Annotated in this window: 31 protein-coding genes; 14 read left to right on the plus strand and 17 right to left on the minus strand. The window is 65.0% G+C overall.

Annotated elements, in window-relative coordinates:
• Nucleotides 1-86: 86 nt before the first annotated feature.
• A complete protein-coding gene (locus tag HAP47_RS15220) occupies nucleotides 87-530 on the minus strand; it encodes a hypothetical protein (protein WP_173640490.1) in 444 nt (147 codons plus the stop codon).
• Between the two features lie 123 nt (nucleotides 531-653).
• Nucleotides 654-971 carry a hypothetical protein gene (locus HAP47_RS15225; RefSeq protein WP_173637534.1) on the minus strand — a complete coding sequence of 106 codons (318 nt, stop codon included), beginning with the start codon at nucleotides 969-971 and terminating at the stop codon, nucleotides 654-656.
• A 233-nt stretch (nucleotides 972-1204) separates the two neighbouring features.
• Between HAP47_RS15225 and HAP47_RS15230 the strand changes: the two genes are divergently transcribed.
• Nucleotides 1205-2860, plus strand: coding sequence for a fumarate hydratase (locus tag HAP47_RS15230; protein ID WP_173637533.1), 1656 nt, complete (start codon nucleotides 1205-1207; stop codon nucleotides 2858-2860).
• Nucleotides 2861-2869: 9 nt separating this feature from the next.
• Nucleotides 2870-3544 carry a DUF429 domain-containing protein gene (locus tag HAP47_RS15235; RefSeq protein WP_173637532.1) on the plus strand — a complete coding sequence of 225 codons (675 nt, stop codon included), beginning with the start codon at nucleotides 2870-2872 and terminating at the stop codon, nucleotides 3542-3544.
• A 10-nt stretch (nucleotides 3545-3554) separates the two neighbouring features.
• Here the strand turns inward: HAP47_RS15235 and HAP47_RS15240 are convergent, their stop codons facing one another.
• The 4 genes from HAP47_RS15240 to HAP47_RS15255 form a co-directional block, all read right to left on the minus strand.
• Entirely contained in the window at nucleotides 3555-3851 is a 297-nt protein-coding gene (locus HAP47_RS15240) for a hypothetical protein (RefSeq protein ID WP_173637531.1), read from the minus strand.
• Between the two features lie 134 nt (nucleotides 3852-3985).
• Entirely contained in the window at nucleotides 3986-4540 is a 555-nt protein-coding gene (locus HAP47_RS15245; protein ID WP_173640489.1) for an inner membrane-spanning protein YciB, read from the minus strand.
• Between the two features lie 54 nt (nucleotides 4541-4594).
• Entirely contained in the window at nucleotides 4595-5170 is a 576-nt protein-coding gene (locus HAP47_RS15250) for a hypothetical protein (RefSeq protein ID WP_173637530.1), read from the minus strand.
• Between the two features lie 293 nt (nucleotides 5171-5463).
• Nucleotides 5464-6867, minus strand: coding sequence for a carotenoid oxygenase family protein (locus HAP47_RS15255; protein ID WP_173637529.1), 1404 nt, complete (start codon nucleotides 6865-6867; stop codon nucleotides 5464-5466).
• 113 nt (nucleotides 6868-6980) lie between these two features.
• On the opposite strand from HAP47_RS15255, the gene HAP47_RS15260 reads away from it, so the two are divergent.
• Nucleotides 6981-7697: a TetR/AcrR family transcriptional regulator gene (locus tag HAP47_RS15260; RefSeq protein WP_173637528.1), complete on the plus strand. Its 717-nt coding sequence runs from the start codon at nucleotides 6981-6983 to the stop codon at nucleotides 7695-7697.
• A gap of 181 nt (nucleotides 7698-7878) precedes the next feature.
• On the opposite strand, the gene HAP47_RS15265 is transcribed toward HAP47_RS15260, so the two are convergent.
• Nucleotides 7879-8451 (minus strand): hypothetical protein, encoded by a 573-nt coding sequence (locus HAP47_RS15265; protein WP_173640488.1) that lies wholly within the window; start codon nucleotides 8449-8451, stop codon nucleotides 7879-7881.
• 195 nt (nucleotides 8452-8646) lie between these two features.
• Here HAP47_RS15265 and HAP47_RS15270 point away from each other — a divergent pair, with 195 nt between their 5' ends.
• Entirely contained in the window at nucleotides 8647-9342 is a 696-nt protein-coding gene (locus HAP47_RS15270) for an SET domain-containing protein (protein ID WP_173637527.1), read from the plus strand.
• Nucleotides 9343-9371: 29 nt separating this feature from the next.
• On the opposite strand, the gene HAP47_RS15275 is transcribed toward HAP47_RS15270, so the two are convergent.
• Nucleotides 9372-9806: an RrF2 family transcriptional regulator gene (locus tag HAP47_RS15275; RefSeq protein WP_173637526.1), complete on the minus strand. Its 435-nt coding sequence runs from the start codon at nucleotides 9804-9806 to the stop codon at nucleotides 9372-9374.
• Nucleotides 9807-9890: 84 nt separating this feature from the next.
• Here HAP47_RS15275 and HAP47_RS15280 point away from each other — a divergent pair, with 84 nt between their 5' ends.
• A complete protein-coding gene (locus tag HAP47_RS15280) occupies nucleotides 9891-10352 on the plus strand; it encodes a group III truncated hemoglobin (protein WP_173637525.1) in 462 nt (153 codons plus the stop codon).
• Nucleotides 10353-10468: 116 nt separating this feature from the next.
• Here HAP47_RS15280 and HAP47_RS15285 read toward each other — a convergent pair whose 3' ends face one another.
• Both HAP47_RS15285 and HAP47_RS15290 read right to left on the minus strand, forming a co-directional pair.
• Nucleotides 10469-10867 (minus strand): hypothetical protein, encoded by a 399-nt coding sequence (locus HAP47_RS15285; protein WP_173637524.1) that lies wholly within the window; start codon nucleotides 10865-10867, stop codon nucleotides 10469-10471.
• A 30-nt stretch (nucleotides 10868-10897) separates the two neighbouring features.
• The gene (locus tag HAP47_RS15290; RefSeq protein ID WP_173637523.1) at nucleotides 10898-11122 is read right to left on the minus strand and encodes a hypothetical protein; all 225 of its coding nucleotides are present in this window, start codon (nucleotides 11120-11122) and stop codon (nucleotides 10898-10900) included.
• Between the two features lie 95 nt (nucleotides 11123-11217).
• On the opposite strand from HAP47_RS15290, the gene HAP47_RS15295 reads away from it, so the two are divergent.
• The 3 genes from HAP47_RS15295 (at nucleotide 11218) to HAP47_RS15305 (ending at nucleotide 13494) form a co-directional block, all read left to right on the plus strand.
• Nucleotides 11218-12042 carry a helix-turn-helix domain-containing protein gene (locus tag HAP47_RS15295; protein WP_173637522.1) on the plus strand — a complete coding sequence of 275 codons (825 nt, stop codon included), beginning with the start codon at nucleotides 11218-11220 and terminating at the stop codon, nucleotides 12040-12042.
• A 62-nt stretch (nucleotides 12043-12104) separates the two neighbouring features.
• Entirely contained in the window at nucleotides 12105-12770 is a 666-nt protein-coding gene (locus tag HAP47_RS15300; protein WP_173637521.1) for a DsbA family oxidoreductase, read from the plus strand.
• A gap of 85 nt (nucleotides 12771-12855) precedes the next feature.
• Complete coding sequence (locus HAP47_RS15305; RefSeq protein WP_231168890.1) at nucleotides 12856-13494, plus strand: NIPSNAP family protein; 639 nt, start codon at nucleotides 12856-12858, stop codon at nucleotides 13492-13494.
• Nucleotides 13495-13752: 258 nt separating this feature from the next.
• Here the strand turns inward: HAP47_RS15305 and HAP47_RS15310 are convergent, their stop codons facing one another.
• Together HAP47_RS15310 and HAP47_RS15315 are read right to left on the minus strand one after the other, a co-directional pair.
• On the minus strand, nucleotides 13753-14937 hold the full coding sequence (locus HAP47_RS15310) for a GNAT family N-acetyltransferase (protein ID WP_173637519.1): 1185 nt from the start codon (nucleotides 14935-14937) through the stop codon (nucleotides 13753-13755).
• A gap of 187 nt (nucleotides 14938-15124) precedes the next feature.
• On the minus strand, nucleotides 15125-15553 hold the full coding sequence (locus HAP47_RS15315; protein ID WP_231168891.1) for a hypothetical protein: 429 nt from the start codon (nucleotides 15551-15553) through the stop codon (nucleotides 15125-15127).
• Between the two features lie 181 nt (nucleotides 15554-15734).
• On the opposite strand from HAP47_RS15315, the gene HAP47_RS15320 reads away from it, so the two are divergent.
• The 4 genes from HAP47_RS15320 (at nucleotide 15735) to HAP47_RS15335 (ending at nucleotide 20100) form a co-directional block, all read left to right on the plus strand.
• A complete protein-coding gene (locus HAP47_RS15320) occupies nucleotides 15735-15962 on the plus strand; it encodes a hypothetical protein (RefSeq protein ID WP_173637517.1) in 228 nt (75 codons plus the stop codon).
• Between the two features lie 128 nt (nucleotides 15963-16090).
• A complete protein-coding gene (locus HAP47_RS15325; protein WP_173637516.1) occupies nucleotides 16091-17512 on the plus strand; it encodes a caspase family protein in 1422 nt (473 codons plus the stop codon).
• Nucleotides 17513-17584: 72 nt separating this feature from the next.
• Nucleotides 17585-19609, plus strand: a complete 2025-nt coding sequence (locus HAP47_RS15330) for a pyrroloquinoline quinone-dependent dehydrogenase (RefSeq protein WP_173637515.1) — start codon at nucleotides 17585-17587, stop codon at nucleotides 19607-19609.
• Nucleotides 19610-19806: 197 nt separating this feature from the next.
• On the plus strand, nucleotides 19807-20100 hold the full coding sequence (locus HAP47_RS15335) for an HdeA/HdeB family chaperone (protein ID WP_092125797.1): 294 nt from the start codon (nucleotides 19807-19809) through the stop codon (nucleotides 20098-20100).
• Between the two features lie 58 nt (nucleotides 20101-20158).
• Here the strand turns inward: HAP47_RS15335 and HAP47_RS15340 are convergent, their stop codons facing one another.
• Genes HAP47_RS15340 through HAP47_RS15350 form a run of 3 tightly spaced genes read right to left on the minus strand, consistent with a single transcriptional unit; the run spans nucleotide 20159 to nucleotide 22444 of the window.
• Nucleotides 20159-20620, minus strand: a complete 462-nt coding sequence (locus HAP47_RS15340) for a PaaI family thioesterase (protein WP_173637514.1) — start codon at nucleotides 20618-20620, stop codon at nucleotides 20159-20161.
• Between the two features lie 46 nt (nucleotides 20621-20666).
• Nucleotides 20667-22142 (minus strand): amidase, encoded by a 1476-nt coding sequence (locus HAP47_RS15345; RefSeq protein ID WP_173637513.1) that lies wholly within the window; start codon nucleotides 22140-22142, stop codon nucleotides 20667-20669.
• Nucleotides 22139-22444, minus strand: coding sequence for a hypothetical protein (locus HAP47_RS15350; protein WP_173637512.1), 306 nt, complete (start codon nucleotides 22442-22444; stop codon nucleotides 22139-22141). The genes HAP47_RS15345 and HAP47_RS15350 overlap by 4 nt, the downstream gene beginning before the upstream one ends.
• Nucleotides 22445-22534: 90 nt before the next feature.
• Between HAP47_RS15350 and HAP47_RS15355 the strand changes: the two genes are divergently transcribed.
• The gene (locus tag HAP47_RS15355; protein ID WP_173637511.1) at nucleotides 22535-22840 is read left to right on the plus strand and encodes a hypothetical protein; all 306 of its coding nucleotides are present in this window, start codon (nucleotides 22535-22537) and stop codon (nucleotides 22838-22840) included.
• Between the two features lie 97 nt (nucleotides 22841-22937).
• Nucleotides 22938-23168, plus strand: coding sequence for a hypothetical protein (locus tag HAP47_RS15360; RefSeq protein ID WP_173637510.1), 231 nt, complete (start codon nucleotides 22938-22940; stop codon nucleotides 23166-23168).
• 22 nt (nucleotides 23169-23190) lie between these two features.
• On the opposite strand, the gene HAP47_RS15365 is transcribed toward HAP47_RS15360, so the two are convergent.
• Nucleotides 23191-23397, minus strand: a complete 207-nt coding sequence (locus HAP47_RS15365) for a hypothetical protein (protein WP_173640487.1) — start codon at nucleotides 23395-23397, stop codon at nucleotides 23191-23193.
• 543 nt (nucleotides 23398-23940) lie between these two features.
• Nucleotides 23941-24889 (minus strand): IS630 family transposase gene (locus HAP47_RS15370; protein ID WP_173637148.1). Its coding sequence is split into 2 segments (ribosomal slippage): nucleotides 23941-24552 and nucleotides 24554-24889, totalling 948 coding nucleotides; the frame shifts between segments, so codons are not numbered across the junction.
• Nucleotides 24890-25059: the final 170 nt, after the last annotated feature.

Below are 25059 nucleotides of genomic sequence, written 5' to 3' on the forward strand. Positions count from 1 at the left end.
GTAAACATCAACTTTCGGAGCAGGCCAGGTGTTCCTGCGCTGACGCTGCGATGCGATCGGTCGGGTCGCCGCGGGATTCTGACGGATCACTCGTTCTTGCCGCGACGGACCGTGATCGAGGCGTCGGTCCGGTTGCGCGTGCATTCGAGGTTGAGGCGGCGGTAGCGCATCGTGATGGTGTTGCCGCGCAGGATGCCCATGCGCTTCAGGCAGCGCGAGGTGCCGGTGGCGGCGTCGTCCTTCGGCACGGTGAAGACCAGCGCGGTGGCGGAGCCGACCAGGTTGAAGAACTCGGGCTTCATCTTGCGGTCGGTCTTGGCAAAGAGCTCGATCGAATAGTCCTTGCCGCGGCAGCCGAGCGACAATTCCTTCGCCGCCGGATGTGTGAGGTATGTGATGTTGGCGGCGCTGAAGTTGACCTTCAGCCCGTCGATCTGGCCGGCGAGCTGCTTTGCGATGTCCTCGCAGGGATCGGCGTGTGCAGGCGCGGCGGCGAAGGCCGTCGCCAGCGCGATCAGCGCGGCCGGCATGAAAGAGCGGATGCTTAAGGCAAAGCGTCGGCGCAACGGTGCTGTCACGAAATACCCCCGCGGTATGAAAATACGCGAAGCTACATGCAGGCTCCCGCGCAGCGCGTCAATATGGCCGATCCGTCAGGATGCGCACTTGCCGTCCTGCGCCTTGGAGGCTCCGGCGGTGCGCCGCTCGCAGTCATTGCCATAGATCTTGCCGTCGCAGCCGCACACCGGCTTGAAGATCTTGTTGCAGATCGTCGGCCGGAACGCGCAAGCGCCGGTCTGGTCGGCACGACCGCATTGTCCCGGCTTGAACTGGCAGAACTGGCCGCTACGGCTGCATTGAACGCCGGCAAGGCCGCCGCATGGCTTGCCGAGGCGGGCCGCATCGGCGCCGCTCGGGACCGCGATCAACAAAGCCAGCGCCGCGAACCAGATCAAAAGCGCTGTCTTCATGGTGGTCTCCTGATGGCTTCCTTGGCCGTTTCGCGGATTGCTGAAGCGTTGTGGCAACCAGAGATTACGGAGGAATGAAACATAGCACGCGGATTGCCGGTCCCGCGCATGGCTGGAAGCCGGCCGGCTTCCCTTTTCTTTGTCCGAAAAAGGCTTAGAACGGCTCCACATTCCGGCGGCCGCGCGGCCGGACCGGACTTTCGAACCCGACCTGCAAGCCCAAAGAGCAGCTCATGAACGCCCCCTCCGCCTTCCCCGACCAGCAGAAGCCCGTTCCGCCCTACAAGCACACCCCGCTGTTCCCGCTGGGTGCCGACACCACACCCTACAAGAAGGTGACGAGCGAGGGCGTCCGGGTCGAGAAGGTGCTGGGCAAGGACATGCTGGTGGTGTCGCGCGAGGCGCTGCGGGCGCTCTCCGAGGCCGCCTTCGGCGACATCAACCACTATCTGCGCCCGGGCCATTTGAAGCAGCTGCGCTCGATCCTCGAGGACAAGGAAGCCAGCGACAACGACAAGTTCGTCGCCTTCGACTTCCTGAAGAACGCCAACATCGCCGCCGGCGGCGTGCTGCCGATGTGCCAGGACACCGGCACCGCGATCATCATGGGCAAGAAGGGCTGCAACGTCATCACCGACGGCGACGACGAGGCCGCGCTGTCCGAAGGCGCGCGCGACGCCTATCTGCGCCGCAACCTGCGCTACTCGCAGGTCGCGCCGCTGTCGATGTATGAGGAGAAGAACACCGCCAACAACATGCCGGCGCAGTGCGAGATTTACGCCGAGGGTGATGATGCCTACAAGTTCATGTTCATGGCCAAGGGCGGCGGCTCCGCCAACAAGAGTTTTCTGTTCCAGGCGACGCCCTCGGTGCTGACCAGGGACCGGCTGCTGGCGTTCCTGAAGGAGAAGGTGCTCACGCTCGGCACCGCGGCGTGTCCGCCCTATCACCTGGCGATCGTGATCGGCGGCACCTCGGCCGAGCTCTGCATGAAGACCGTGAAGCTCGCCTCGGCGCGCTATCTCGACGCGCTGCCGACCCACGGCTCGGCCGACGGCAACGCGTTCCGCGATCTTGAGATGGAGCAGGAAATCCTCAAGATGACGCAAAGCTTGGGGGTAGGCGCGCAGTTCGGCGGCAAGTATTTCTGTCACGACGTGCGCGTGATCCGCATGCCGCGCCACGGTGCCTCGCTGCCGATCGGGCTCGGCGTCTCCTGCTCGGCGGACCGCCAGGTGCTCGGCAAGATCACCAGGGACGGCGTCTATCTCGAGGAGCTCGAGCACAATCCGGCGCAGTATCTGCCCGCGGTCGAGCAGTCGCTGGGCGGCGATGTCGTCAAGATCGACCTCAACAAGCCGATGAAGGATATCCTCGCGACGCTGTCGCAATATCCGATCAAGACCCGCGTCTCGATGACCGGCACCATGATCGTGGCGCGCGACTCCGCCCACGCCAAGCTGCGCGAGCGGCTGGAGAAGGGCGAGCCGCTGCCGGATTATTTCAAGAACCATCCGGTGTACTACGCGGGTCCCGCCAAGACGCCCGACGGCTACGCCTCCGGCGCGTTCGGCCCGACCACCGCCGGCCGCATGGATTCCTTCGTCGACCAGTTCCAGGCCGCGGGCGGATCGATGGTGATGGTCGCCAAGGGCAACCGCGCGGTCGCGGTGCGCGAGGCCTGCAAGAAGCACGGCGGCTTCTATCTCGGCTCGATCGGCGGCGCGGCGGCGAACCTCGCCGAGCACTGCATCAAGAAGGTCGAGGTGGTCGAGTATCCCGAGCTCGGCATGGAAGCGATCTGGCGCATCGAAGTGGTCGACTTCCCGGCCTTCATCATCATCGATGACAAGGGCAATGACTTCTTCAAGGAATTGAATCTGGGTTGAGGATCCGGGTTGAGGGCAACGGGCCTCGACGGATTCTCCAAAGGCTGGGTCGCCGTCAGCATCGACGGCGACCAGCGCACGATTTCCTTTCACGGCGATGTCGCGGATGCGCTGGCGCGTCCGTTCGATCGTGCGGGAATCGATATCCCGATCGGCATGACCGAGGACGGCGAGCGCGATTGTGATCGTCTCGCCCGGGAGCGGTTGCGCCCGCACACCTCGCGCGTCTTCACCGGGGCGCGGCGCTGGCTGTGGCAGGAGTTTCACGATCCCGACGCGGCGAACCGTGAAGCGCTGCGCCGCGGCCAGACGCGCGTCTCGCGCCAGCTCTGGCATCTCGGTAACAAGATCATGGAAGTCGACGCGTTCGTGCGCGCGAACCCCGCACACAACATCCGCGAGGTGCATCCCGAGCTGGTGTTCCTGCGGCTGAACGGTGGCACGCCATTGCCGCGCAAGAAGTCGGAGGAGGGCGATGCGCTCCGCCGCAGGCTGCTGAAGCGATCAGGCTTTCGCGAGATCGACCGCTGGCTCGGCGAGGTGCGGATCGGCACCGGCGCCAAACGCGACGATGTGCTGGATGCCTGCGCGGTGGCTTTGGCTGCTCATCAACCAAGCGGCTGCGTTCCTCAGGGATCGCAGCCGCTTGATGGACATGATCTGCCGATGCAGATCTGGTTCTAGACGGGGAGACTTACGCCCGGGTGCCGGTGAAGGGGAAGCTGCCCATCGGGCCGATGCCCATCTCGCCGGAGATGCCGTCGCCGGAGACCGTGCCGGAGAATTCGAGCGTCAGCGGCATCGGGTTGGTGATGGAGACCTTCCAGGCGACGCTGTCGCCGTTCACGGTGCCGTCGAAGATTTCGGTGGAGTTGCCCTCGGCGCCCTGCGTGCCGGTGAGCGTGCCGCCCGAGCTCGCCAGCGACAGGGTCGCCTTGCGCTCGCCCATCGGCGTCGTCATCGTGAGATTCCAGTTTCCGTCCACCGCCATTGATGTCTCCCCTCCGGTTAAAAAGCGTTCTCAAGCGAAGTGGATAGCGGTTCGCGTGAAGAAAACGCGTCAGAACAAAGCGTGCGCGGGTATAGCCTATCTTGCCGCGCGCGCCTAGTTCGCGGCTGCGGCGATCAGGCGCGGGCGGCGGCGCGCAGCCGGTTGCCGACCAGGAAGCGGAATGCGACGTACTGGATCGCGAACGCCGCGATCTTGGCGCCGACCAGCACCATCGACACGTAGAACGCCCACAGCTTCATGTCGCCGGTCGCTGCGATCGCGATGGTGCCGCCGGCGAGGATGAACATCAGCCCGGCCCAGGCGTAGCCGGCGAGGGTGGCGTATTCCGGAATGGTCTCGGTTACGATCGGCGGCAAATAGCGCAGCATCCAGCCGCGCTTGAGCATGATCGCGCCGATCGCGATGTGGCCGATCGCGGGCTTCGCCAGCACGAAGCGCGGGTCGTTGGTGAGCAGCGTCGCGCCGCCAAGCACGATCACCAGCCCAAGGCTCGCCCAGGTCATGTAGCCGAGCGCCTGTCCCTTGACGCGCGCATAGACCACCTGCGCACTCGCACCCACGATCGCAACAGCGGTGGCGATCAGGACATTGTCGGTGGCGAGATAGACCACCAGGAACACGATGGTGGAGAGGAAGTCGCTCGCGAGCCTGGCAAATACGCTCTTCATCGTCATGCGTTCCGTTTCCTCGAGATGATCGTTGTGATTTTGATATGTGGGTGTTCAGCGTGACGGCAGCGCGCCGGCCGGCGGCAGCCCATCCTTGGCCGCGCGATATTGCGGATACCAGCGCGTGAAGCACACCGCGGCGTTGCGCGCAGCAAAGGCGATCAAGAGGCCGGTCCACAGCGGCAGGGCCGGCACGTAGAGCACTGCAATGTTGCCGATCATCATCAGCAGCGTCGCGGCGGTCCAGGCTCCCGTGATCAGGTAGTTGGCGGTGATGAACCCGGGCAGCTTCGCGGTCTCGGCATCGACCTGCTCCAGCGCATATTGTCGCGTGAAGGGATGGCCGATCAGGATCGAGGTGAGCGACACCAGCAGGATGCCGGCATCGACCGCGATCTTCACTGCGATGGTGCTCGCCGCCGCATCGACGAAGGTGAGGTAGCTGCCGACCGCGGTGAACACGATCACCGAACCGACGCCGAGGATCTTGATGCTGCGGCCGCGCGCAATATCGAACACGATGACGCCAAGGCAGATCAGCGCGGCAACGAGCAGGCTCACCGTGGCCGAGGTCACCAGCATCAGCGTGGCGAAGGCGCCGTAGGGAGCGAGGATCAGGAAGATCGTCATGGGAAGCCTCAAAGGCTAATCTTTACATTGTAAAGATAACCTAGAGGCAGGCAGAGGGAGCGTCAAGCGAAATCTTTACACTGTCAAAATCGTGATTATTGTCAAAAAATAGTCATTTCAATCTTTTGCGTTGGCGGTGAGAGCTCGCTGGGTTCTCGCAGTCGTCATGGCCGGGCTTGTCCCGGCCATCCAGGTCTTTCGCGCGAATGGTGACAGAGACGTGGATGCCCGGGACAAGCCCGGCCATGACGAGTGGAGAGACTGGGTATTCACACGCCTGAAGTGACGCGCCGCTATTCCGCCCCCACCCAATTGCCGTGGAACCCATCCGGCACGCGATGGCCGAGATGGACCAGCGCCGTCGGGCCAGCCTCGACGTCGGTGGCATTGAAGACGGCGAGGTCGCTGCGGTTCTCGCGGGCACGCCAGACCACCGCGAGCAGCCAGCCATCGCCTTCCGCGGCATCGGCGGCACGCTCGACGAACACGGGCTCGGAGATGGTATCGCCGGCGGGCAGGAGGTAGTGGCCGAGCCGCTTGCCGCGGCCGTCGACATGCACGATGCCCGACAGCGCGCCGAACATCGGCAAATCGGGGTTGGCGCAGGCGTACCAGCCGTGATTGCTCGCAAGTCCCGCGCGGCGATCGTCGACGCGGGGGAATTCGCCGGTGAGGTCGTCGAGATAGGTCTGCGTGAAGCGGTCGGTGTTGCCCGAGAGATCGAAAGTCCAGCGGCAATAGCGCGCGCGGTTCTTTTTCGGGTCGGTCGGCGAGCCGTCGGGATGGTTGAACAGCGGCGCTTCCTCGAACTGCATCACGTCGGCGATGATGCGGTTGCCGTCCTCCCACGCGTTCATGACGTGGAAGACGTAGCAGGTTTCGGCGCGGAACCAGACGATGTCCTTTGACGTGCCGCTGCGCTTCATCACGCCGACATAGGCGCCCTTCTCGGGCTCCCAGGCGTAGGGCGCCTGTCCGCGCATCGCGCGCTGCATGCTGCCGGTGATCGGCAGGATCGGAAACAGCACATGGTTCTCGGTGACGATGAAGTCATGCACCATGCTCGCATAGGGCGCCTCGAAGCGTTCGAACCGCGTCACCACGCCGGACGAGCTCACCGCGCCGAACGACAGCGCCGGCGTCAGCGGACCCGCGGCGTTGTAGCCGAAGAACACCATCTCGCCGGTCACCGGATCGATCTTGGGATGCGCGGTGAAGGGGCCCGAGATCGCGCCCTTGTAGTCGCAATAGCCAAGGCGGTTGAGCGTGCCGGGCTCGATCTCGGTCGGCAGATGGCCTTCCTCGAGCGCGAGCAGGCGGCCGCCATGGAAGATGATGTTGGTATTGGCGACGCCGCCGTCGGTCGTGATGTCGGCAGGGGCGTCCGGCAGCTTGCGGCCGAAGCCGCCGAACAGCGCGCGGCCGGCGTCATGCTCGGCCTGCCATTTCGGGGTGCGGACCCAGCGATTGCGGTAGCTGGCGCGGCCGTTCTCGAGGTGGAAGGCGTGCAGCATGCCGTCGCCGACGAACCAGTGCGCGCCCGGCGCCTCGAACTGCGGGTTCGGACCATTGCGGTAGAGCGTGCCGTTCAGCTCGCGCGGCAACTCGCCCGAAATCTTCAGGAACGGCGCATCGGCTTCAAACGGGATCGGCGCCAGATTGGTGCGCGCCGTGTTGGATGTGACCTGATCGAGCATTCCGCATCTCCCTGCATTATGATCTTTACACCGTAAAGATATCAGTAGGGATGACGCCATCGATCGTCAAGCAAAATCTTTACAGTGTAAAAATTGCGACATATAAGGGCCGCATGGCAAGATTATCCAAAGAAAACAAGGCGGCTCGCCCGGCACGGGCTCCGAGGCGCCGGATTGCGCGTGCCGCCGCCGATCGTCCGGCGCCGCGGCGCCGGGCCAATGACACGCCGTATCATCACGGCGATCTGCACGAGGCGCTGCTCAAGGCCGCCGAGCGCGTGCTCGAGCGTGATGGACTGGCGGGGCTGACACTGCGTGCAGTGGCGCGCGAGGCCGGCGTGTCGCACGCCGCGCCCACGCATCATTTCGGCGATCTCACCGGCCTCGTCAGCGAGCTTGCCGCGATCGGCTTCCGACAGTTCAACGCGGCGATGATCGCGGCCGGCGCCAGCGGCGCCACCGCGATCGAGAAGGGGCTGGCGCGCGCCAAGGCCTATGTCGCCTATGCGCAGGCGCATCCCGGCATGTACGGGCTGATGTTCCGCACCGAGCGGCTCGATATGTCGAGGCCTTCGCTGCATGAGGCGGCCAATATTTCGTTCGCCGGGCTCGCCGGTTCGATCGGCGAGAGCCGTCACGAGCAGATCCAGGAGAGAGCGCTGTCGCTCGATCAGGCCGCCGCGATCGTGCGCGCCTGGTCGCTGGTCCATGGCTTCACGATGCTGCTGCTCGACGGACGCCTGACCGACGTGCTCAACCGGATGCCACAGGGCAGCACGCTCGACATGCTGTTCGAGGCGATGCTGAAAGGCAATGCGAAGCCGTGTTGAAGAGACGGCTCTTCTTCACCTCGCCCCGCGTGCGGGAAGAGGTCGGAACGCATCGTTAGATGCGTGCCGGGTGAGGGGGAGTCTCCGCGAGCGCTTCTGCGTCGGTCGATGCGGAGCCAGCCCCTCTCCCCGTAGAACGGGGAGAGGGAGATTGCGCTGCGGCGCTGTTCGATCGGACGAGCTAGCGCTGCACAAGCAACGTCGAGCGGCCGCTCTGGCCGATCGTCTTCACCTGGTCCGCGCCGTATTTGAAATCGCGGGCGAAATCGTCGGCGGCCTGCCGCGCCAGCTCATTGGCGTTGGGGTTGGCGGCGACGTCGACATAGGCGACGTGACAGACCTCGCCCGGCGGCAGCCGCGTCACGGCGAGCATCGCCCGTGAGACCGGGCCGCCGCGCTTGTCCTGCTCGCTGCCGTCGGCGATCTGCCAGCGCTGGATGATCGCGAAGGGCTTGCTGCCTGCGGCACGCCATTCGACGATATCGCCGGTCGAACTGAACGGACCGAACCAGGCCTGCGCCGCCGGTTCCCTGGCTGCTGCCGCGCGGTTTCGGCCGACCGAGACCACTTCGCGCAGATCGCCTTCGTTGATCAGCACCACAAGGCCGGATTTCCCCGGGCAAACCCGCGTGGTGCTGCCGTCCTCCTCGTTGGGCTTGCCGATCATCTGGCAGGCCTTCGGCGCGGTCGACGTATAGCTGCTGCTGATCGTTTGGGCGCCAGCCTGACCAGGATTTGCGCTGGCGAGCGCCATCACAGCTGTTGCAAAAGAAAGGTATTTCATCGGGGGAAACCTGCGATCCGGACGTTACTTTGTGTCTGACTTATGCAATCTGGGGAAGGTTCAACAGACACGCGGGAAACACCTGACAGGCGCGCGGAATCGTCATAGAAGGGCGGCTTCGCAACTTCTGTCGCGTGCACCTTGCGTGCCTTAGCTTCGATCGTCATGCCCGCATCATCATCGCAAAAGCCCTATCGCGTCGGCCGTTCCCGTACTGGCCTTGGCCTTTTCGCCACCAAGCCGATCAAGAAAGGCACCAAGATCATCCGTTATTTCGGGCCGTTGCTCGACTCGAAGAAGAAGGATGAGGACGCGATCGAGAACAAATATCTGTTCGAGCTCACCAACCGATGGACCATCGACGGCTCGATCCGTGAGAACGTCGCCCGCTACATCAACCACGCCTGCCGGCCGAACGCGGAATCCGACGTCAAGCCGCGCAAGCGCAAGGTCTTCATCCGCGCCATCAAGGACATCGAGCCGGGCGACGAGATCAACTACGATTACGGAACCGACTATTTCAAAGCCTATCTGAAGCCGATCGGCTGCAAGTGCGATGCCTGCGAGAAGAAGCGCAAGAAGAAGCGCGCAGAGGCGAGGGCGGAGCGGCTGCGGCTGAAGGAAAGGGCCGAGCGGAAAGCCAAGCGCGATGCCGAGAAGCGAGCCACGCAGCGGAAGGCCGGCGCGAAGAAAGCTGCCAAAGCAAACGGCAAGCTCGGCAACGGCAAGTCGCTGAACGGCAAGGCCCTGAATGGCAAGGCCTTGAACAGCAAGCACCTCAACGGCCACAGCCTGACGGCCGCTGCCGGCAGGCGAGCGGCCCCTTCAAAGCGCGGCGCCGTACGGGTGCTGCAGGCCTGAGTTCCGAGACCGATCCGGTCCGACGATCGTCATGATGTTCGCGCCGGATGACGCGCAGGCCGCGGCAGATAAGCGCATTCGGCGAGCGTGGTTCCGTCGAGTTCGCGCATGAAAGCCTCGCGAGCCGCCGCGAGCCTCGCCTTCAGGCGGCAACGCGGCAGCAGCACGCAATCACCGCCATCATCCCTGAAACATTCCACCAGTGCGCTGCCGCCTTCGAGCGCGCGCACCACTTCGCCAAGCGTGATCGCCTGCGGGGTGCGCGCCAGCGAAAATCCGCCGCCGGCGCCGCGCTGGGTCGCGATGAAGCCGGCCTCGGCGAGGTCGCGTACCACCTTGGCGAGGTGATTGCGGGAAATGCCGAACTCGGCCGCGATCTCGCTAGTGGCAAATGAGCGGTCCGGCTCGCCGGCCAGCCGCATCAGGGCGCGGAGCGCAAAATCCGTGAATGATGTCAGGCGCATGGAAGCCCTTCCAAATCAGCACTTGGCGGATCCGCTTTAGCAGTCTAAATAGGTATTTAAAATACCTATTTAGGATGTGAGCGAATGACGGGAGCAGAGCGCCGCGAGCAGATCACCGCCGAGATTGTCGCGCGGACGGGGATCACCGAGGCCATGATCGAGCAGCTTGTGCACGCCTTCTACGCCAAGGTCCGCAAGGACCCGATGATCGGGCCGGTGTTCGAGGCCAGGATTACCAATTGGGAGCCGCATCTGGCCCAGATGTGCGCGTTCTGGTCGTCGGTCGCGCTGATGACCGGGCGCTACCACGGCACGCCGATGGTCAAGCACGTGCCGCTGCCGGTCGATGCCGCGCATTTCGACCACTGGCTCGAACTGTTCGAGGCGACGGCGCATGAATTGTGCCCGCCGCTCGCAGCGCTTCATTTCATCGAGCGCGCGCGGCGCATCGCCTCGAGCCTCGAGATGGGCGTCGCCAGCGGACAGGGCGTGATGCTCGGGGTTGGCGAGAGATTTCGGCGAAGCGAGGCGGGGGCCGTGCAGTAAGGTCGCACTCCGACCCCGTCATTGCGAGCAGCGAAGCGACGAAGCAATCCATGCTTCCGCACATGCGGCTCGATGGATTGCTTCGCTTCGCTCGCAATCACAGCAGGCGGCGGCCGTTACGCCGTCACCACACCCTCGCTCTTCCGCAAGCCCATGTATTGCAGCTCGGCGAACACGCCGGTGGCGATCGCCTGGGCGAGGATCACGATGGTCCCGAAGAGGTTCGGCGACACCGCGCTCGAGAGCAACAGCGCGATGCTGGCAAGCGTCCAGGCCGCGTTGCCGGCGCCCACCAGGATCACGGGTCCCTTCGGCAGCGAGGTTCGCGCGCCGAGCCAGCCGACCAGGGCGGTGTAGGCGATCAGGAACAGCCCGGTCTCGCGCAGCAGCGCGTCCGGCAGGCCGAGCAGCGAGGCCAGCGCGCCGGTATCGAGCACCATCACGATGGCGGATACGCCGCTGAACACGGCATCGGCAAGCAGGGCGCGGCGCAGCAGCCGGGACGAATGGATCATGGCAGTGTCTCCTCGGGTTGGGATGGGTTTTCAGCGCATCAGGGACTGCAGTTGACGCCACAGGCGGAACGGGCACAGCGCCTTGCCGACCCGCATCTCGACCGCATAGACCTGCGCGAACACGAACATGCTGGTCGCGTGCACGATCGGCTGGGGCATGTTGAGCGAACGCGCGACCAGCCAGGTGGCGAGATGGACCAGCCACGGGACCAGGACGGCGAGGGCGCGGATAAGGGACAGCATCAGCATGGTCATCTCCTGTGCCGTGGAAAGATGAGCCGGCCCGCGCGCCAATTCGATTACCTCAGGCGTAATGGAACGGGCGAATTTCGCATGGTAGGTTTTGCACCATGAACGCACATGCATCCATGGCGCGGGCCGAGCCCGCAAAACCCGTCCTGATCGGCGAGCACCTGCGCGAGTGGCGGCAGCGCCGCCATCTCAGCCAGCTCGACCTTGCCGTCGATGCCGAGATCTCGGCGCGGCATTTGAGCTTCGTCGAGACCGGCCGCTCGGCGCCGTCGCGCGACATGGTCCTCAAACTGGCGGAGCGCCTCGACGTGCCCCTACGCGAACGCAACGTGCTGCTGGTCGCCGCGGGTTTCGCACCCGCATTTCCGCAACGCTCGCTGGAGGATCCCGCGCTGAAATCGGCGCGTGAGGCGATCAACCTGGTGCTGAAGGCGCATGAGCCCAATCCGGCGCTGGCCTATGACCGGCACTGGAATCTGGTCTCCGCCAACCGCATGGTGGCGCCGCTGCTCGAGGGCGTGCCGCAGCGGCTGCTCGGCCAGCCGTTCAACATCCTGCGGCTGGCGTTTCACCCGGAAGGCCTGGCGCCGCGGACCGTGAACCTGGCGGAATGGGCAGCGCATCTGTTGGAGCGGCTGCATCGGCAGTGCGAGGCAACCGCTGATCCGGAGCTGCTCAAGCTCTATCAGGACCTGAAGTCCTATCCGATCCCGGCGCGGGCCGCCCCGATCACCCCCGACAACAACGTCGCGCTCCCGTTCAAGCTCCGCCTCAATGGCGAGATCCTGAGCTTCATCTCGACCACTATGGTGTTCGGCACCCCGGTCGACATCACGCTGCAGGAACTGGCGCTGGAGACCTTCTTCCCGGCCGACGAGCTGACCGCCGAGCGGATGCGACAGATGGCAGCCAGTATGAAATAGCGGCTTGTCTCGGGGCGCTTTCGGCCTACTTTTGGAGTTCCAATTCCGCCGGGAACCCCGCCATGAGCGATCTGAAACCGCTTCGCCTCGATATCGTCTCCGACGTCGTTTGCCCTTGGTGCTACATCGGCAAGCATCGCATCGAGGATGCGCTCAAGCTGGTGCCCGACGTGCCGGTCGAGGTGCACTGGCGGCCGTTCTTCCTCAACAATTGGGTGCCGCGCAAGGGCATCAGCCGCGAGGAATATCTCACGGCCAAGTTCGGCTCGGTCGACGCCTACAAGGGCATTGCCGGCCGCGTGGTCGCCGCCGCCAATGAGGAGGGGCTGACCTACCATCCCGAGCTCGTCAAGCGGCAGCCCAACACGATCGACTGCCATCGCCTGATCCACTGGGCCGATGCCAGGGGCAAGGCGGCCGAGATGAAGCAGCGGCTGATGGAGCTGTACTTCCGCGACGGCGGCGATCTCACCGACACCAATGTACTGGTGCAGGCGGCAGCCGATGTCGGGCTCGACGCCGACGACGTGCGCAAGCGTCTTGCCACCGACGAGGATATGGCGCTGGTGTCGGCGCAAGCGCAGGAAGCCGCCGAGAAGGGAATTTCGGGCGTGCCGACCTTCGTATTCGCGCAGAAATACGCGGTGTCCGGCGCCCAGCCGGCCGAGCAACTCGCCCGCGCCATCCGCGAGGTCTCGGCCGAGATCAACGCGCAGGCGGCCGAGTAGTCCGTTATCGTTCACGAAAGCCCGGCTGATGCCGGGCTTTTTCGTTTGCCCGCACGATCCATCGGAAGCAACCAGGGAGACCATCATGATCTATGAGCTGCGCACCTACACGGTACGTCCAGGGACCGTCGGCGAGATGGTGAAGGCGGCGAGCACGATCTCGCGCGACATCCGCGCCGACAATTTCGGCAAGCTGGAAGGCTACTGGATCACCGAGATCGGGCCGCTCAATCAGGTCATGCACATGTGGAGCTACGCCGATCTCAACGAGCGGGCTCGGCTGCGCGCAGAGCTTGCGAAGAATCCGCGCTGGACCGGCGAGTATATTCCGGCGATCCGTCCGCTCTTGGTGCGCCAGGAGGTCCGGCTGCTGAATGCGATCATTCCGCCGGTGGCGCCGGCCACCAAGGGCAACATCTACGAATTCCGCAACTATCGGGCTAAGCCGCTCGGCGGCGTCAAGCAATGGCTCGATCTGATCACCGGCGTGCTGCCGGAGCGCGAGAAATACTCCAAGATCGTCGGCCTCTGGCACACCGATTCCGGGCAGCCCAACGAGGTCTGCCACATCTGGGCCTATCCCGATCTCAACGCCCGCGCCGCGGCGCGCGGCGGGGCGATGAAGGATCCGGCGTGGCTGGAATTCCTGGACAAGGGGACGCAGCTGCTCGAGGAGATGCACTCGACCATCATGGTGCCGGCCCCGCACTCGCCGCTGCAGTGACACAGAGGATGGTCGGGCCGGGGGCGCAAAGCCGGCAGAAAGCCTCACCCGATGTTTCCATCAGATGAAGCTTTCCAGGCAAGGGCATGCGCTGCCTGAGAGACAGCGCGCCGCAACGCTAGAAGGGCCAGCTGACACCAACCTGACGGCGGAACTTGTTGTTTCTTGATGTGTCTGCATGGCTACGAAAAGGTAAACCATTGGTCGCGGTGAACAAGGCCGCCTCGATCCGCGCGGGCTCGCGTAAGGGGGACCGTGTTATCCGGGCTTGCCGCGCCGGCTGCGGATGAAGTGGACGGCGCCGCGCGCGGCCTCGTAGGCGAAATTGTTCAGGGTCAGCGCGGCATGAACGGCGGCGACCAGCGGATCGCGTCGCCGCAGCGGCAGCAGCACGTCGCCGATCGCGAAGCGGCCGCGCCAGATCGGGTCGATCATGGGATGGCCGGGCGCCGCGGTGGAGTCGGCCGAATTGATCGCGGGATCGGCGCAGAGATGGCGCGTCAGCTCCAGCGTCAGTTGTGCACCCGGCGAATGCTTCGCAAAGCGCTCGTCGATGCCGATCTTGAAGAAGAAGGCGCGGTCCTGATGGCGCACCACGATGCCGCCCGCGACCGCCGTGCCGCCCGCATGCAGCGTGACGATCTCGCAGCGGCCGGATTCGGCCAGCGCCGAGGTCGCGCGGCGGATGAAGGTTGCGTCGCCGGCATGCTGGCTGAGCGCCGTGCCGCGCTGGCCCTTCCAGCCACCGGCCTCGAGCGCAAGGAAGGTCTCGAGCGCCGCCGCGACGTCGCGCGGCGTGCGGGCGACGTCGAAGCGCACCGCGCCGTGGTCGGACAGGCGATGGCGCTGGCGGCGCAGCTCCTTCAGCTTCTTGGGCCCGAGCGCGTCGCGCAGCAATTCATCGGCGTCGCGCGTCGCATCGAGCTGGGCGCGCTGATAGGCGCACAGCACGCGTGGCTGCAAGCCGTCGCGCGCGAGGACCGCGCGGATCGCCGCCATCGCCGGGCCCTCGAGCGACATGGTGCGCAGGATCAGCGCATGCGTGCCCGCATTGCGTGCCTGCTGCAGCATCTTGCCGGCGGCCTGCTCGGCGGCATTGCGGTCGAGCAGCGGTGTGCACAGCGTGCCGTAGGGTTCGGCGCCGACCAGCGCGGGCAGGGGAATCCGGTAGATTCGGCGCAATGGCACGACCGGCAGCAGCCCGATCAATTGCCCGGCATCGCCGGTGGCGCTGAGCAGGGATGCGCCGGTGCGGCCGGGCGCGGAGGCATCGACCGCCAATTCCCAGTCGGGCTGGTAGTAGCCATTGGCCTCGATCGCGCGCTCGGCAAGCGCCCGCCATGCGCCGACCGACGCAGCCGACAGCGGCGGCAACGCGCGATCATCCGTGGCATCCTTGCGCGATGCACGGCGGATCATTGCCTGGTCAGCAATATCGGCCACGTCCCATGTTTCCCCGGTCTACAAGGCTGAACGTTCATCACGGGCAACGCTAGCGGAAGGAAATGGAAAATGCCGTTGAGGTCATCCGGCAATTTGAGTGGTCAAATTAACGGGGCGTTCAGCATACCGCCGTCACGAGCGCGGCGCTCGCGCTGTGCGGGCTCATGCCGGGACAGCGTGTCAAATGCTACGGCTTGGGACTTCGTTGCGCTTCCTGAACCGAGCTTTCGACCGGCTCGTAAGTCTCGGTCACGCAGTTGTCGTCAGCCTCCACCTGCCGGCGATCGAAGATCGCGCCGTCATTGATGAAGACGCGATAGGTCTGCGTCCCGAGCGGCTTGCCGATCACCGAAGTCAGTTCGGCGCGCACGCAGGCGGTCCAGCCGGTGCCGCGGGGGTCGTGCAGCGGAGCGGAGACCCGCACATGGGTCGGCTGCGAGCCGGCGGTGAACACCGAATCCAGCTTGCCGGCCACCAGCCGCTTGACGTCCGGAGGTGTCTCGAGCGGCGCCGGCTCGGTGGCCTTGACCTTCAATATGTCGGGCCATATCGCGTGGCTATCCGCCAGCCCGCAGCCGCTCAACATCAAGGCGGCGCCGGCCAGCAGCGCCGCCACTTGTACCTGTCCCTGTCCCATTGAGCTAATTTAATCTGCCGCCGCCCATATTGCGCCCCCCTGGTGGCGCTGAATTCGCATCGCGCGGCGCTTTGTCGATCAACAAATGTCGAGCGGCAAGCTATGTTTGGGGTAGAGGTGTTGCCGGATGTTTCTACGGCTGCGGGGGAGAGAGACTGACATGAAAAGCTTCACGGTTGCTGCCGTCATTCTGGCGCTGATTGCGACACCGACCCTGGCCCAGGGCCGGCGAGGCGGCGGCGCGAGCGATACCAAGACGGAGCAGAAGCCTAAGGTCGACGAGAAGGCCTACAAGGCCGCGCTCGATCGCATCCCCGAGCCCAAGGAGAAATATGATCCCTGGGGCGTCACCAAGCCGGCCGCCGATCCAGCCAAGAAGCCGAAATAGCCGGGCCCATTCGATCCCTGCGACAATTCCGACGCGAGAACCGGTGCCGGCGGCAGAGATTGCCGGACGGCATGAACCTTCACCTGACGGCTATCGACCCATCTCCGACGTCATTGTCGGAGGCCGCCATGCTTCGTCGTTCCGTCCTCAGCCTGATCGTTCCGGCAGCGATCCTGTTCGGTGCCGTGCCGGCATTGGCGGAAAGCCGTCTGGCGCTGGTGATCGGGCAGTCCGCCTACAAGTCGGTGCCCGCGCTGCCCAATCCGGCCAACGACGCCAGGGCCATGTCACAGATGCTGACCGATGCCGGCTTTGCCGTGACCACGGCATCGGATCTGTCCCAGGACGAGATGCGCGCAAGGATCAGCGACTTCGCCGGCCAGGTCGCGGCGAAGGGCGCCGACACCGTGGCGCTGGTGTTCTATGCCGGGCATGGCCTGCAGATCGATGGCGAGAACTATCTGGTGCCGGTCGATGTCGATCCGAAGCGCGAGGCCGACATCCCGATCCAGGCGGTTCGTCTCAACGACATCCTGAACACGCTGACCTCAGTGCCGAGCCGGATGCGCATCGTGCTGCTCGATGCCTGCCGCAACAATCCCTTCCCGGAACTCAGCAAGACTGCAGGGCATGGGCTTGCCATCGTCGATGCCAAGATCGGCGCGCCCGGCACCTTTGTCTCGTTCTCGACGTCACCGGGTGCGGAGGCCGAGGATGGCAGCGGCGCCAACAGCCCTTATACGACCGCGTTGCTGGCTTCGGCGAAGGAGCCGGGGATTCCGATCGAGGACACCTTCAAACGCGTCCGCCTCGCGGTGAACAAGGCGACCGACGGTCGCCAGACGCCGTGGGACTCCTCGTCGCTCACCGACGATTTCCGCTTCATGACAGGTCCGGCGGCCTCGCCCGCGGCGCCGGCCGCGGCCAAGCGCACCGTCGACGAATGGAAGCACGAATTGCAGGGCAAGCCGATCGAGGTTGCAAACGAACTGATGGTGGTCGACGGCACCGATGAAGCCTATGAAGCCTTCGCCGCGATGTTCGCCGGCACGCCACGCGGCCTGCAGGCGCGCGACTGGCTCGATCGGCATCGCCGCATGGTGGCTTGGAACGACGCCATTCTCGCCAACACGGCGGCGGCCTATCGCAGCTTCCTCGTGCTGTATCCCGACAGCGATCTGACAGCGACCGCGCGCAAGATGATCGAACGGTTGCGCTACCGTCCCGATCTGACCCCGGCCTTAGCGCTCAGTGTGCCCGCGACCAACGTCGCGCTGGCGGCTCCGACCTGCCCCTGCAACGCCGCGCCGCCGCAGGAGCAGCAGAAGGCCGCAGCGCCCGTGAAGAAACGTGCCGATCCCGATCCGCCGCGGCGCGCCGGCAAGCGCCCGCCGCGCGTCGTGGTCGAGGACGACGTCGTGGTGGTGCGGCGGCCGCCTCCGGCCGTGGTCTACGAGCCGGTCGGGCCGCCGATCGGAATCGGGATTGGCATCGGCGGCGGTGGCTATCGCGGCGGTTATGGCGGCGGCTTTCGCAGGGGTGGATACTGACGCGCCAATCGCGTAAAGGCTTTCCCCGCATGAGATGCGGCGTTTGATGGTCGCGTCTCGCGGGAGGACGCAATGCGGTCGCTGTTTCGCCTGCTTGCCGCGCTGGTGCTGTGCGTACAGCCGGCGCTCGCCTGGGAGTATTGGGGCGGCGACCGCGGGGGACAGCGCTTCTCGCCGCTGACGCAGATCACGACAGACAATGTCGGCACGCTGGTGCGCGGCTGGGAATTCCGCACCGGCGATCTCGATGCGCGTCCGCCCGAGGTCATGAAGCGCACCAAGTTCGAGGTGACGCCGTTGTTCGTCGAGGACAGCGTGATCTTCTGCACGCCGTTCAACGAGGTGATCGCGCTCGATCCCGGCACCGGTGCGCAGAAATGGCGGTTCGATCCGAAGATCAGCATGGCGCAGCGGCCGGCCAACCGCTTCGTCTGCCGCGGCGTCGCGCACTGGACCGATGACAGCGCCGCTGATGATGCGGCCTGCAAGTCACGCATCTTCACCGGCACCAATGACACGCGCCTGATCGCGCTCGATGCCAGAACCGGCAAGCCCTGCGCCGATTTCGGCAACAATGGCGAGATCAAGATCGACGCCGGGATAAAGCTGGAATGGCCGGGCGAGTTTCAGATCACGTCGGCGCCGGTGACCGGCCGCGGCGTGGTCGTGGTCGGATCCGCGATCGGCGACAACCGGCGGGTCGATGCGCCGGTCGGCGCGGTGCGCGCCTTCGATGCACGGACCGGCCAGCCGCGCTGGACCTTCGATCCGCTGGTGCATGACAGCGTCGAGGCCGGCCACAGCAACGTCTGGGCGCCGATGTCGGTGGACGAGGAGCGGGGCCTGGTGTTCCTGCCGACGACATCGCCCAGCCCCGATTTCTGGGGCGGCAAGCGCCCCGGCAATGACGAGCACGCCAATTCCGTCGTTGCGCTGCGCATCGAGAGCGGGGAGCTCGCATGGGCATTCCAGACCGTGCATCACGACGTCTGGGACTATGATCTGCCGGCACAGCCGACGCTGGCGCGGATCGACACTGGCAACGGCATGCGCGACGTCGTGATGCAGCCGACCAAGCAGGGCTTTGTGTTCGTACTCGATCGCGACACCGGCAAGCCGGTGTGGCCGGTCGAGGAGCGCGCGGTGCCGCAGAACGGCGCCGAGGGCGAGAGACTGTCGCCGACACAGCCGTTCCCGACCCATGTGCCGCCGCTGTTGACGCAGCGCATGACAGCCGATGATGTCGGCGGCCTGCTGCCGGGCGTCGGCAGCGCGGCCTGCGAGAAGCTGCTCGCGCAATCCCGCAATGAGGGGCTTTACACGCCACCGTCGACGCAAGGCACGATCGTCTATCCGATGACCGGCGGCGGTGTGAACTGGGGCAGTGCGGCGTTTGATCCGGTCAACCAGATCCTGTTCGCCAATGTCAGTCATGCGGCGCATGTCATCACGCTGATTCCGCGCGACCAGGCCAAGGGCTTTAATCCGCCGCCCGGCCACGATTTCGGCCAGCAGCAAGGCGCGCCGTTTGCGATGTCGCGGGCGCTGGCGAGTACGGAGGTCGGGTCGCCGTGCAACAAGCCGCCATGGGGCGAGACGGTGGCGGTCGACCTCAAGGCCGGCAAGATCCTCTGGCATGCGACGGTCGGCACCAGCGAGGATCTCGCCCCGCTCGGCATCGCGCTCAATACCGGCACGCCGCTGCTCAGCGGCGTCGCGATCACCGCGGGCGGAGTGGTGTTCACCGGCGCGATGGATGCCTATCTGCGCGCGTTCGATGTCAAGTCGGGCCTGCAGTTGTGGCTCGGCCGGCTTCCGGTGCCGGGCGTCGCCAATCCGATGACCTATCTCTGGAAGGGCGAGCAGTATGTCGTGATCGGCGCCGGCGGCCATTCCGAGGGCGGCACATCGATCGGCGACAGCGTGGTGGCATTTCGCCTGCCGCGCCAGGGCGAGGGCGTGTCGCTTCTCACGCGCCTGATCGATCGTCCCGGCGGACGGTTTGCTGTCAAGGCACTCGCAGCCGGTGTGGCGCTGATCGTGCTCGTCGCACTGCTTTGGCGTTGGCGCAGGAGGCGTCGCGTCAAGGCGGCGTAGTTCGGCGGCGCGCGCCGCGCCGCTGCATGACAAATCGGCGACATCGATTCTCAATCCGTGCACCGAAACGACGTGCGGACAAACGCGCGCGATGTCATGCTTGCGTGCGCCGCGACGCTTCGCTTACGAGGTCGCGAGCGGACGCGCCGGGCCTTCCGGCGCCTGTTCATTTCAGATCATTGTCCATGGAGATTGCGATGAAGATCACTGCCTCGATCATGCTTGCCGCTGCACTCGCGCTGTCGTCTGCGCCGGCCAATGCCACCGTCCTCGATCTCTCGACCATGACCTGCAAGCAGTTCGTCGAAGGCGGCGACGACACCATCAAGATGGTGCTGATCTGGATGGACGGCTGGTACAAGGGCGATTCCGACGAGGCGATCATCGACACCGAGGTGTTCGTCGAGAACGCCAAGAAGTTCGGCACCTATTGCGGAAAGAATCCGACCATCAGCATCGTCAACGCCGCCGAGGCGGTGCTCGGCAAGTAACCTTTAGTTTGAGCATGATTTCATCGGAAAACCGCTTCACACTTTTCCGGATCATGCTCTACCCGGGCAGCATCGCGAACGCGCTCGACACCATCGCCACCGGCTTGTTGTCGGTGGCGATGGATAGCGTGACGCGGCCGAAGCTCATGGTGCGGCCGAGCCGGACCACGCGGGCGTCGGCCAGCACGTCGGAGGCGGTCGCCGCGCGCATGAAATGTGTGGTTTGGTCGACAGTCGTCATCGGACGATAGCCCTTATTGGCGGCGAGATTGGCCAGCACCATCGCGGTGTCGGCGAACGCCATCAGCGCCTGGCCGCAGACGATGCCGCCCTGGCGGCAGAGCCGCTCGGAAAACGGCATGCGCAGGATGGCGCCGGGCTGCCAGTCCGCATCGCCGCCTGCGGGTGGTGCGATGTCGAACTGCTCGATCGACAGATTGAGGTCCTGCACCCACGGCGCAAAGACGTCGCCGAGCACGCGCTTCGCGTCGTCGATCCCGAATTCACCGGCCTGCTGCATGGCGTTCTGTTCCCTCCGCTGATGTTCTTGCTTGCTGATTTATCGCTTAATCGCGCGTAACATGCACGCTAGGCCGCTTGCCGTCATTCCACTTGCCGTCGATCGCCCGTTCGATCTGGGCGGCGAGTTGCAGCAGCAGGCCGTCATCGGCCTGCTTGCCGATCGCCTGGATGCCGAGCGGCAGGCCGTGCTCGTTGGTCGCGAGCGGCAGCGAGATCGCGGGGATGCCGCAGAGATTGGCGAGCGGCGTGAAGGCGAAGTTGCGCCAGAGATTGCCGAACCAGTCCAGCACCGACGGGTTGTCGCTGATGGTGAGATATTCCGTGGTGCCGATCTTCGGCGTCGGCAACGCCGTGACCGGCGTCAGGATGATGTCCCAATCCTCGAAGAAAGCGCCGAACCCGCGCGCGGTCGTGTTGAAGACAGCCTGCATGCGGGCGCGGTCGGCGAAGTTAAAGTCGCGACCATGCTCCCAAATGCGGATGTTGATCGGCTCGATCAGGTCCGCTGGGGGCCGCTCAAGTCCGCGCGCCGCGAGCATGTTGCCGATCACGACGGCGAAATTGCTGATGTAGCAGGTGGTCTGCGCCGCGAAGGCTTCCGCGTAGTCGATCGACGGCAGTGCGTAATCGACCTGATGGCCGAGGCCTTCGAGGAAGCGGCCGACCCGCTCCAGCTCGGCTGCGATGTGCGGAGTCGCGCGATAGTCGCCCCAGGTGTGCGACAGCGCGATCTTGAGCCGGCCGGGGTCGCGCGCGATCAGCGCTGTATAGGGCTCAGGCGGTGTCCAGAACGGCATGAACTCGCCGGGGGCCGGGCCGCGGCAGCTATCGACAAAGGCTGCGGTGTCGCGCACCGAGCGCGACTGGCAGCCCTGGATCGAGACGAGACCGGTGAGATCGGACAGATGCGGCGCGAGCGAGAACACGCCGCGCGACACTTTCAGCCCGATATTGCCGTTGACGCCGGCGGGAATCCGGATCGAGCCGCCGCCGTCGGTCGCATGCGCGATCGGCACCGCGCCGGCGGCAACCATCGCCGCGCTGCCGGCCGACGAGCCACAGGTGGTATAGTCGGTGTTCCAGGGATTGCGCGTGACATAGACCGCGGGGTTCTCGGCCGAGCTGCAGACCCCGAACTCCGGCGTGGTGGTGCGGCCGATCAAATTGAGACCGGCCTTGCGCAGCTTCGCGGTCAGGAAGGTGTCGGCCGCGGCGCGGTTGCCGCGCATCATCAGCGAACCCATCTCCTGTAGCCGGCCCTTCAGCGTCGGGCCGAGATCCTTCATCAGGAAGGGCAGGCCGGCGAACGGGCCGTTGAGATCGGCGCCGTCGCGCGCGGGATCGGCAATCACGTCGTCGAACAGCTCGACGACGCCGGAGAGTGCGGGATCGACCTTGGCTGTGGCGGCGGCAGCTTGCGCCGCCAGCTCGCGGGGCGTCAGCTCGCCGTTCCGGACGCGCTCGGCGAGCGCCGTCCCGTCATGCCGCGTCCATTCGTCCCAGCTCATCGCCAAAGTCATATCGTCGATTCCTTTTCTGCTTTGTTGCGCAGTGTAGTTTGGGGGCGCGCCCGGTCAAACCATCGCGCGGACGCTGCGGCGGCGCTGTGCTCGGGCGCGCGGGCGCTGCGTTGCAAGCGCCGTGCCCGGCTTGAAAATGCCCCAGTTTTGGCGCCCAATTGCCGCTCGTCGGTGGTGGGGGCGTCCATGTTCCGCAGGTTGGTATTGCTGGGCGGCGTGATCGCGATCGGGCTTGCGCTTGGCGGCTGCACGCGGTGCGGTCCGATCTGGGACGACTGGATGCAGTCACCGAAATCCTGCAAGTCAGACCACCTCTAGGGCAGGGACGGGCGCGCTTGGCGGCGGCTTTCTTGGGGTGATATACCGCTGACGAAAATGCAAGGAGCGTTCTTATGAGAGTTTTGAGCGCAGTTGCGGTTGCGGTGCTGCTGTCGGCGCCGGCCTATGCGCAAATGCCGAACGTCAATCTGATGCCTGAGGTCAAGACCAAGACCCAGGAGGAGAAGGAACGGGACGCGATCAACGACAAGGCCTACAAGGACTCGTTGAGCAAGATTCCGGATGCCAAGGGATCGGCCGATCCCTGGGGCGCGGTGCGCAGCGATGCGCCGAAGGCAGCAGCCCATCCTCCCGCCAAGCCGAAGACCAAGACCGGGAGCTCCGCGCAGCCCGGAGGCTCCGCGCAGCGCAGCCAGTAAAACCCGTTCGGGCCGGCTTCGCCGATTTCCCGCAGACTCGGATTCTTGTGGCGCCGCCCCTATATTGCGGCGTCGTCAGTTGGTCGGAGTTGCGGCAATGGTATTTCGTCCACGCGATCTCGCCAGCCGGATGGCCGCCCGGCGCAAGCCGGATGACGGTTATCTGCGCGAGACCTTTAGCCTGCCGCGCGATCAGGCCCGCCTGCGGGCGCGCGACTTTCTCGAGCGCTACCCGAAGGCCGCCTATATGAGCGCCGTCGAGAGCTGGCGCGAGCTGCCCGGCGGCGACATCGAGTTCACGATGCGGCGGCTGGCAAGCGCGGACTGAAGCTTGCCGGACAGACTGCGCCTCAGTCCCGATCGCGGTGTCCGCGGGGCCGTCCCAGCCCGAGATTGTTCAGCTCCCGGTCGATCCGCAGCTGCACGCGGCGGATCGCCAACAGGTCGAGTTTTGCTTCGGTCTTGCCGGTGAAGACCCGATCGCCGATCTGGAAACGCCATTTCCAGACGCCGGGCATGAGCTGCGTGACGCTGAATTCGACGCCCTTGTGAATCATCTGGAACGGTTCCGCGAATGAATGGCGGTCGTCGGTATTTAAATCAAAGGTCGTAGTAATGATTAGCACCCGACAAGGGATGGAGTGGATCGTCGCGCCCGTTCGGACGTCGTTGTGGATCCCGAAGTGGTTCCGTTCGCGGGCGGCGTCGCCTTGCCTCGCGACGCGCAATCGGTGCGTCGACCGGACAGTTCAATGTTGGGAACACTGCCGGAACCCGAGTCTTCCCTCGAACGCTACGTAGTTTTTTGGGCATCAGGAGGGGTACCAAGGTAGTATGCAGATTGTGCCAGGCGTGATCCGGCGTCGCCAAATCCGTCGGTAACTCATTGATTATCCGATGCAGTCGAAACGAGGGCCGAGCCGCCTGCTCGCGGAACTTTGTTCTGCCCCGGAGAACTACGGATCGCGCGGCGCCGCAGCCCAAGCGCGTCGACAACGGCCCGGCGTGCTCGGATCCGCCCGGTTTCATTCCGACTGATGCCTCACAGCACAACGCCGCCCGCTTGAAATGCTTGCGGACGGCGCTGGCCCTAGAGCGTTTCACATTTTGACTGAAGCATAACCGGCGTTTGCGAAGTAGTTTGCGCATTCGCGAGGCTGGATGTCCTGAACGAGGTGACCGATGTGGCGCCAAGTGTCTTCGACGGTGCGCCTCTGAGCCTGCCGCATCCAGTGTTTGATCTTGGAGAAGGCCTGTTCGATCGGGTTGAGGTCGGGCGAGTATGGCGGCAGGTACCAGAGCCTGGCGCCAGCAGCCTGGATCATTTGCCTGACAGCTTTCGACTTGTGGCTTCCGAGGTTGTCGAGAATGACGATGTCGCCTTCGCGCAGGGTTGGCAGGAGAAGGTGCTTCACATAAGCGCAGAAGCATTCGCCGTTGATCGGGCCGTCGAAGACGCAGGGTGCCGTGAGTTGGTCATGGCGGAGCGCGCCGAGGAATGTGAGGGTACGCCAGTGACCGTGCGGGGCGAAGCCGCGCAGGCGTGCGCCCTTGGGGCCCCAGCCCCGCAAAGGGGCCATGTTGGTCTTGATCCAAGTCTCATCGATGAAGACGAGCCGGCCCGGATCAAGTCCGGCCTGCCAGGATCGCCAACGCTGGCGCCTACGAGAGACGTCGGCGCGCGCTTGTTCGAGGGCGAACAGTGTTTTTTTTGAACCGCAGCCCTTCCCGGCGCAGGAACAGCCAGACCGCGTTGTGTGAGACCTTGACCCCACGAGCTGCCAGTTCCGCCTTCAGACCATGCAGCGTCAGGTGCGGCGTCTGAATGATCCGCTCGACAATGAAGGCACGATGCGGATCAAGCAAGGGCTTGCGGTGACCGCCCATCTTGCCGGGCGCAACCGAGCCGGTCGCCCGCTGCCGCTGTGACCACTTCACAACCGACGAGACCGCAACACCAAACCGTTCCGCCACAGATCGGCAGCTCTCGCCCGCCAAAACCGACGCCACCACACGCTCGCGAAGATCCAGGGAAAGAGGTCGGGTCATGCGATGCTGGCCTCCAATCCAGTCAGCATCTTGAATCACAAACCGCCAAAAACCGGAATCCCCTCCGATTCAGTTAAGCAATGAAATGCTCTAGCCCCAGGAAGGTGTGCAAAATCCTGATAGCTGAGAGCCTATACAATTTGTGCCACAGCACATGTCCCAAATTGGCT

Origin of the sequence: Bradyrhizobium sp. 41S5 (genome assembly GCF_011516665.3) — a bacterium.
In the GTDB taxonomy this organism is placed as follows: domain Bacteria; phylum Pseudomonadota; class Alphaproteobacteria; order Rhizobiales; family Xanthobacteraceae; genus Bradyrhizobium; species Bradyrhizobium quebecense.

What these genes read in the sequence shown, in the direction of transcription:
- HAP47_RS15320 (WP_173637517.1), top strand. Translation starts at nt 15,735, where the DNA reads ATGAAAAGCTTCACGGTTGCTGCCGTCATTCTGGCGCTGATTGCGACA.
- HAP47_RS15230 (WP_173637533.1), top strand. Translation starts at nt 1,205, where the DNA reads ATGAACGCCCCCTCCGCCTTCCCCGACCAGCAGAAGCCCGTTCCGCCC.
- HAP47_RS15345 (WP_173637513.1), bottom strand. Translation starts at nt 22,142, where the DNA reads ATGACTTTGGCGATGAGCTGGGACGAATGGACGCGGCATGACGGGACG.
- HAP47_RS15260 (WP_173637528.1), top strand. Translation starts at nt 6,981, where the DNA reads ATGGCAAGATTATCCAAAGAAAACAAGGCGGCTCGCCCGGCACGGGCT.
- HAP47_RS15275 (WP_173637526.1), bottom strand. Translation starts at nt 9,806, where the DNA reads ATGCGCCTGACATCATTCACGGATTTTGCGCTCCGCGCCCTGATGCGG.
- HAP47_RS15360 (WP_173637510.1), top strand. Translation starts at nt 22,938, where the DNA reads ATGGTATTTCGTCCACGCGATCTCGCCAGCCGGATGGCCGCCCGGCGC.
- HAP47_RS15365 (WP_173640487.1), bottom strand. Translation starts at nt 23,397, where the DNA reads ATGATTCACAAGGGCGTCGAATTCAGCGTCACGCAGCTCATGCCCGGC.
- HAP47_RS15245 (WP_173640489.1), bottom strand. Translation starts at nt 4,540, where the DNA reads ATGAAGAGCGTATTTGCCAGGCTCGCGAGCGACTTCCTCTCCACCATC.
- HAP47_RS15305 (WP_231168890.1), top strand. Translation starts at nt 12,856, where the DNA reads ATGATCTATGAGCTGCGCACCTACACGGTACGTCCAGGGACCGTCGGC.
- HAP47_RS15250 (WP_173637530.1), bottom strand. Translation starts at nt 5,170, where the DNA reads ATGACGATCTTCCTGATCCTCGCTCCCTACGGCGCCTTCGCCACGCTG.
- HAP47_RS15220 (WP_173640490.1), bottom strand. Translation starts at nt 530, where the DNA reads ATGCCGGCCGCGCTGATCGCGCTGGCGACGGCCTTCGCCGCCGCGCCT.
- HAP47_RS15270 (WP_173637527.1), top strand. Translation starts at nt 8,647, where the DNA reads ATGCCCGCATCATCATCGCAAAAGCCCTATCGCGTCGGCCGTTCCCGT.
- HAP47_RS15355 (WP_173637511.1), top strand. Translation starts at nt 22,535, where the DNA reads ATGAGAGTTTTGAGCGCAGTTGCGGTTGCGGTGCTGCTGTCGGCGCCG.
- HAP47_RS15340 (WP_173637514.1), bottom strand. Translation starts at nt 20,620, where the DNA reads ATGCAGCAGGCCGGTGAATTCGGGATCGACGACGCGAAGCGCGTGCTC.
- HAP47_RS15325 (WP_173637516.1), top strand. Translation starts at nt 16,091, where the DNA reads ATGCTTCGTCGTTCCGTCCTCAGCCTGATCGTTCCGGCAGCGATCCTG.
- HAP47_RS15295 (WP_173637522.1), top strand. Translation starts at nt 11,218, where the DNA reads ATGAACGCACATGCATCCATGGCGCGGGCCGAGCCCGCAAAACCCGTC.
- HAP47_RS15335 (WP_092125797.1), top strand. Translation starts at nt 19,807, where the DNA reads ATGAAGATCACTGCCTCGATCATGCTTGCCGCTGCACTCGCGCTGTCG.
- HAP47_RS15280 (WP_173637525.1), top strand. Translation starts at nt 9,891, where the DNA reads ATGACGGGAGCAGAGCGCCGCGAGCAGATCACCGCCGAGATTGTCGCG.
- HAP47_RS15255 (WP_173637529.1), bottom strand. Translation starts at nt 6,867, where the DNA reads ATGCTCGATCAGGTCACATCCAACACGGCGCGCACCAATCTGGCGCCG.
- HAP47_RS15265 (WP_173640488.1), bottom strand. Translation starts at nt 8,451, where the DNA reads ATGGCGCTCGCCAGCGCAAATCCTGGTCAGGCTGGCGCCCAAACGATC.
- HAP47_RS15240 (WP_173637531.1), bottom strand. Translation starts at nt 3,851, where the DNA reads ATGGCGGTGGACGGAAACTGGAATCTCACGATGACGACGCCGATGGGC.
- HAP47_RS15330 (WP_173637515.1), top strand. Translation starts at nt 17,585, where the DNA reads ATGCGGTCGCTGTTTCGCCTGCTTGCCGCGCTGGTGCTGTGCGTACAG.
- HAP47_RS15285 (WP_173637524.1), bottom strand. Translation starts at nt 10,867, where the DNA reads ATGATCCATTCGTCCCGGCTGCTGCGCCGCGCCCTGCTTGCCGATGCC.
- HAP47_RS15225 (WP_173637534.1), bottom strand. Translation starts at nt 971, where the DNA reads ATGAAGACAGCGCTTTTGATCTGGTTCGCGGCGCTGGCTTTGTTGATC.
- HAP47_RS15290 (WP_173637523.1), bottom strand. Translation starts at nt 11,122, where the DNA reads ATGACCATGCTGATGCTGTCCCTTATCCGCGCCCTCGCCGTCCTGGTC.
- HAP47_RS15300 (WP_173637521.1), top strand. Translation starts at nt 12,105, where the DNA reads ATGAGCGATCTGAAACCGCTTCGCCTCGATATCGTCTCCGACGTCGTT.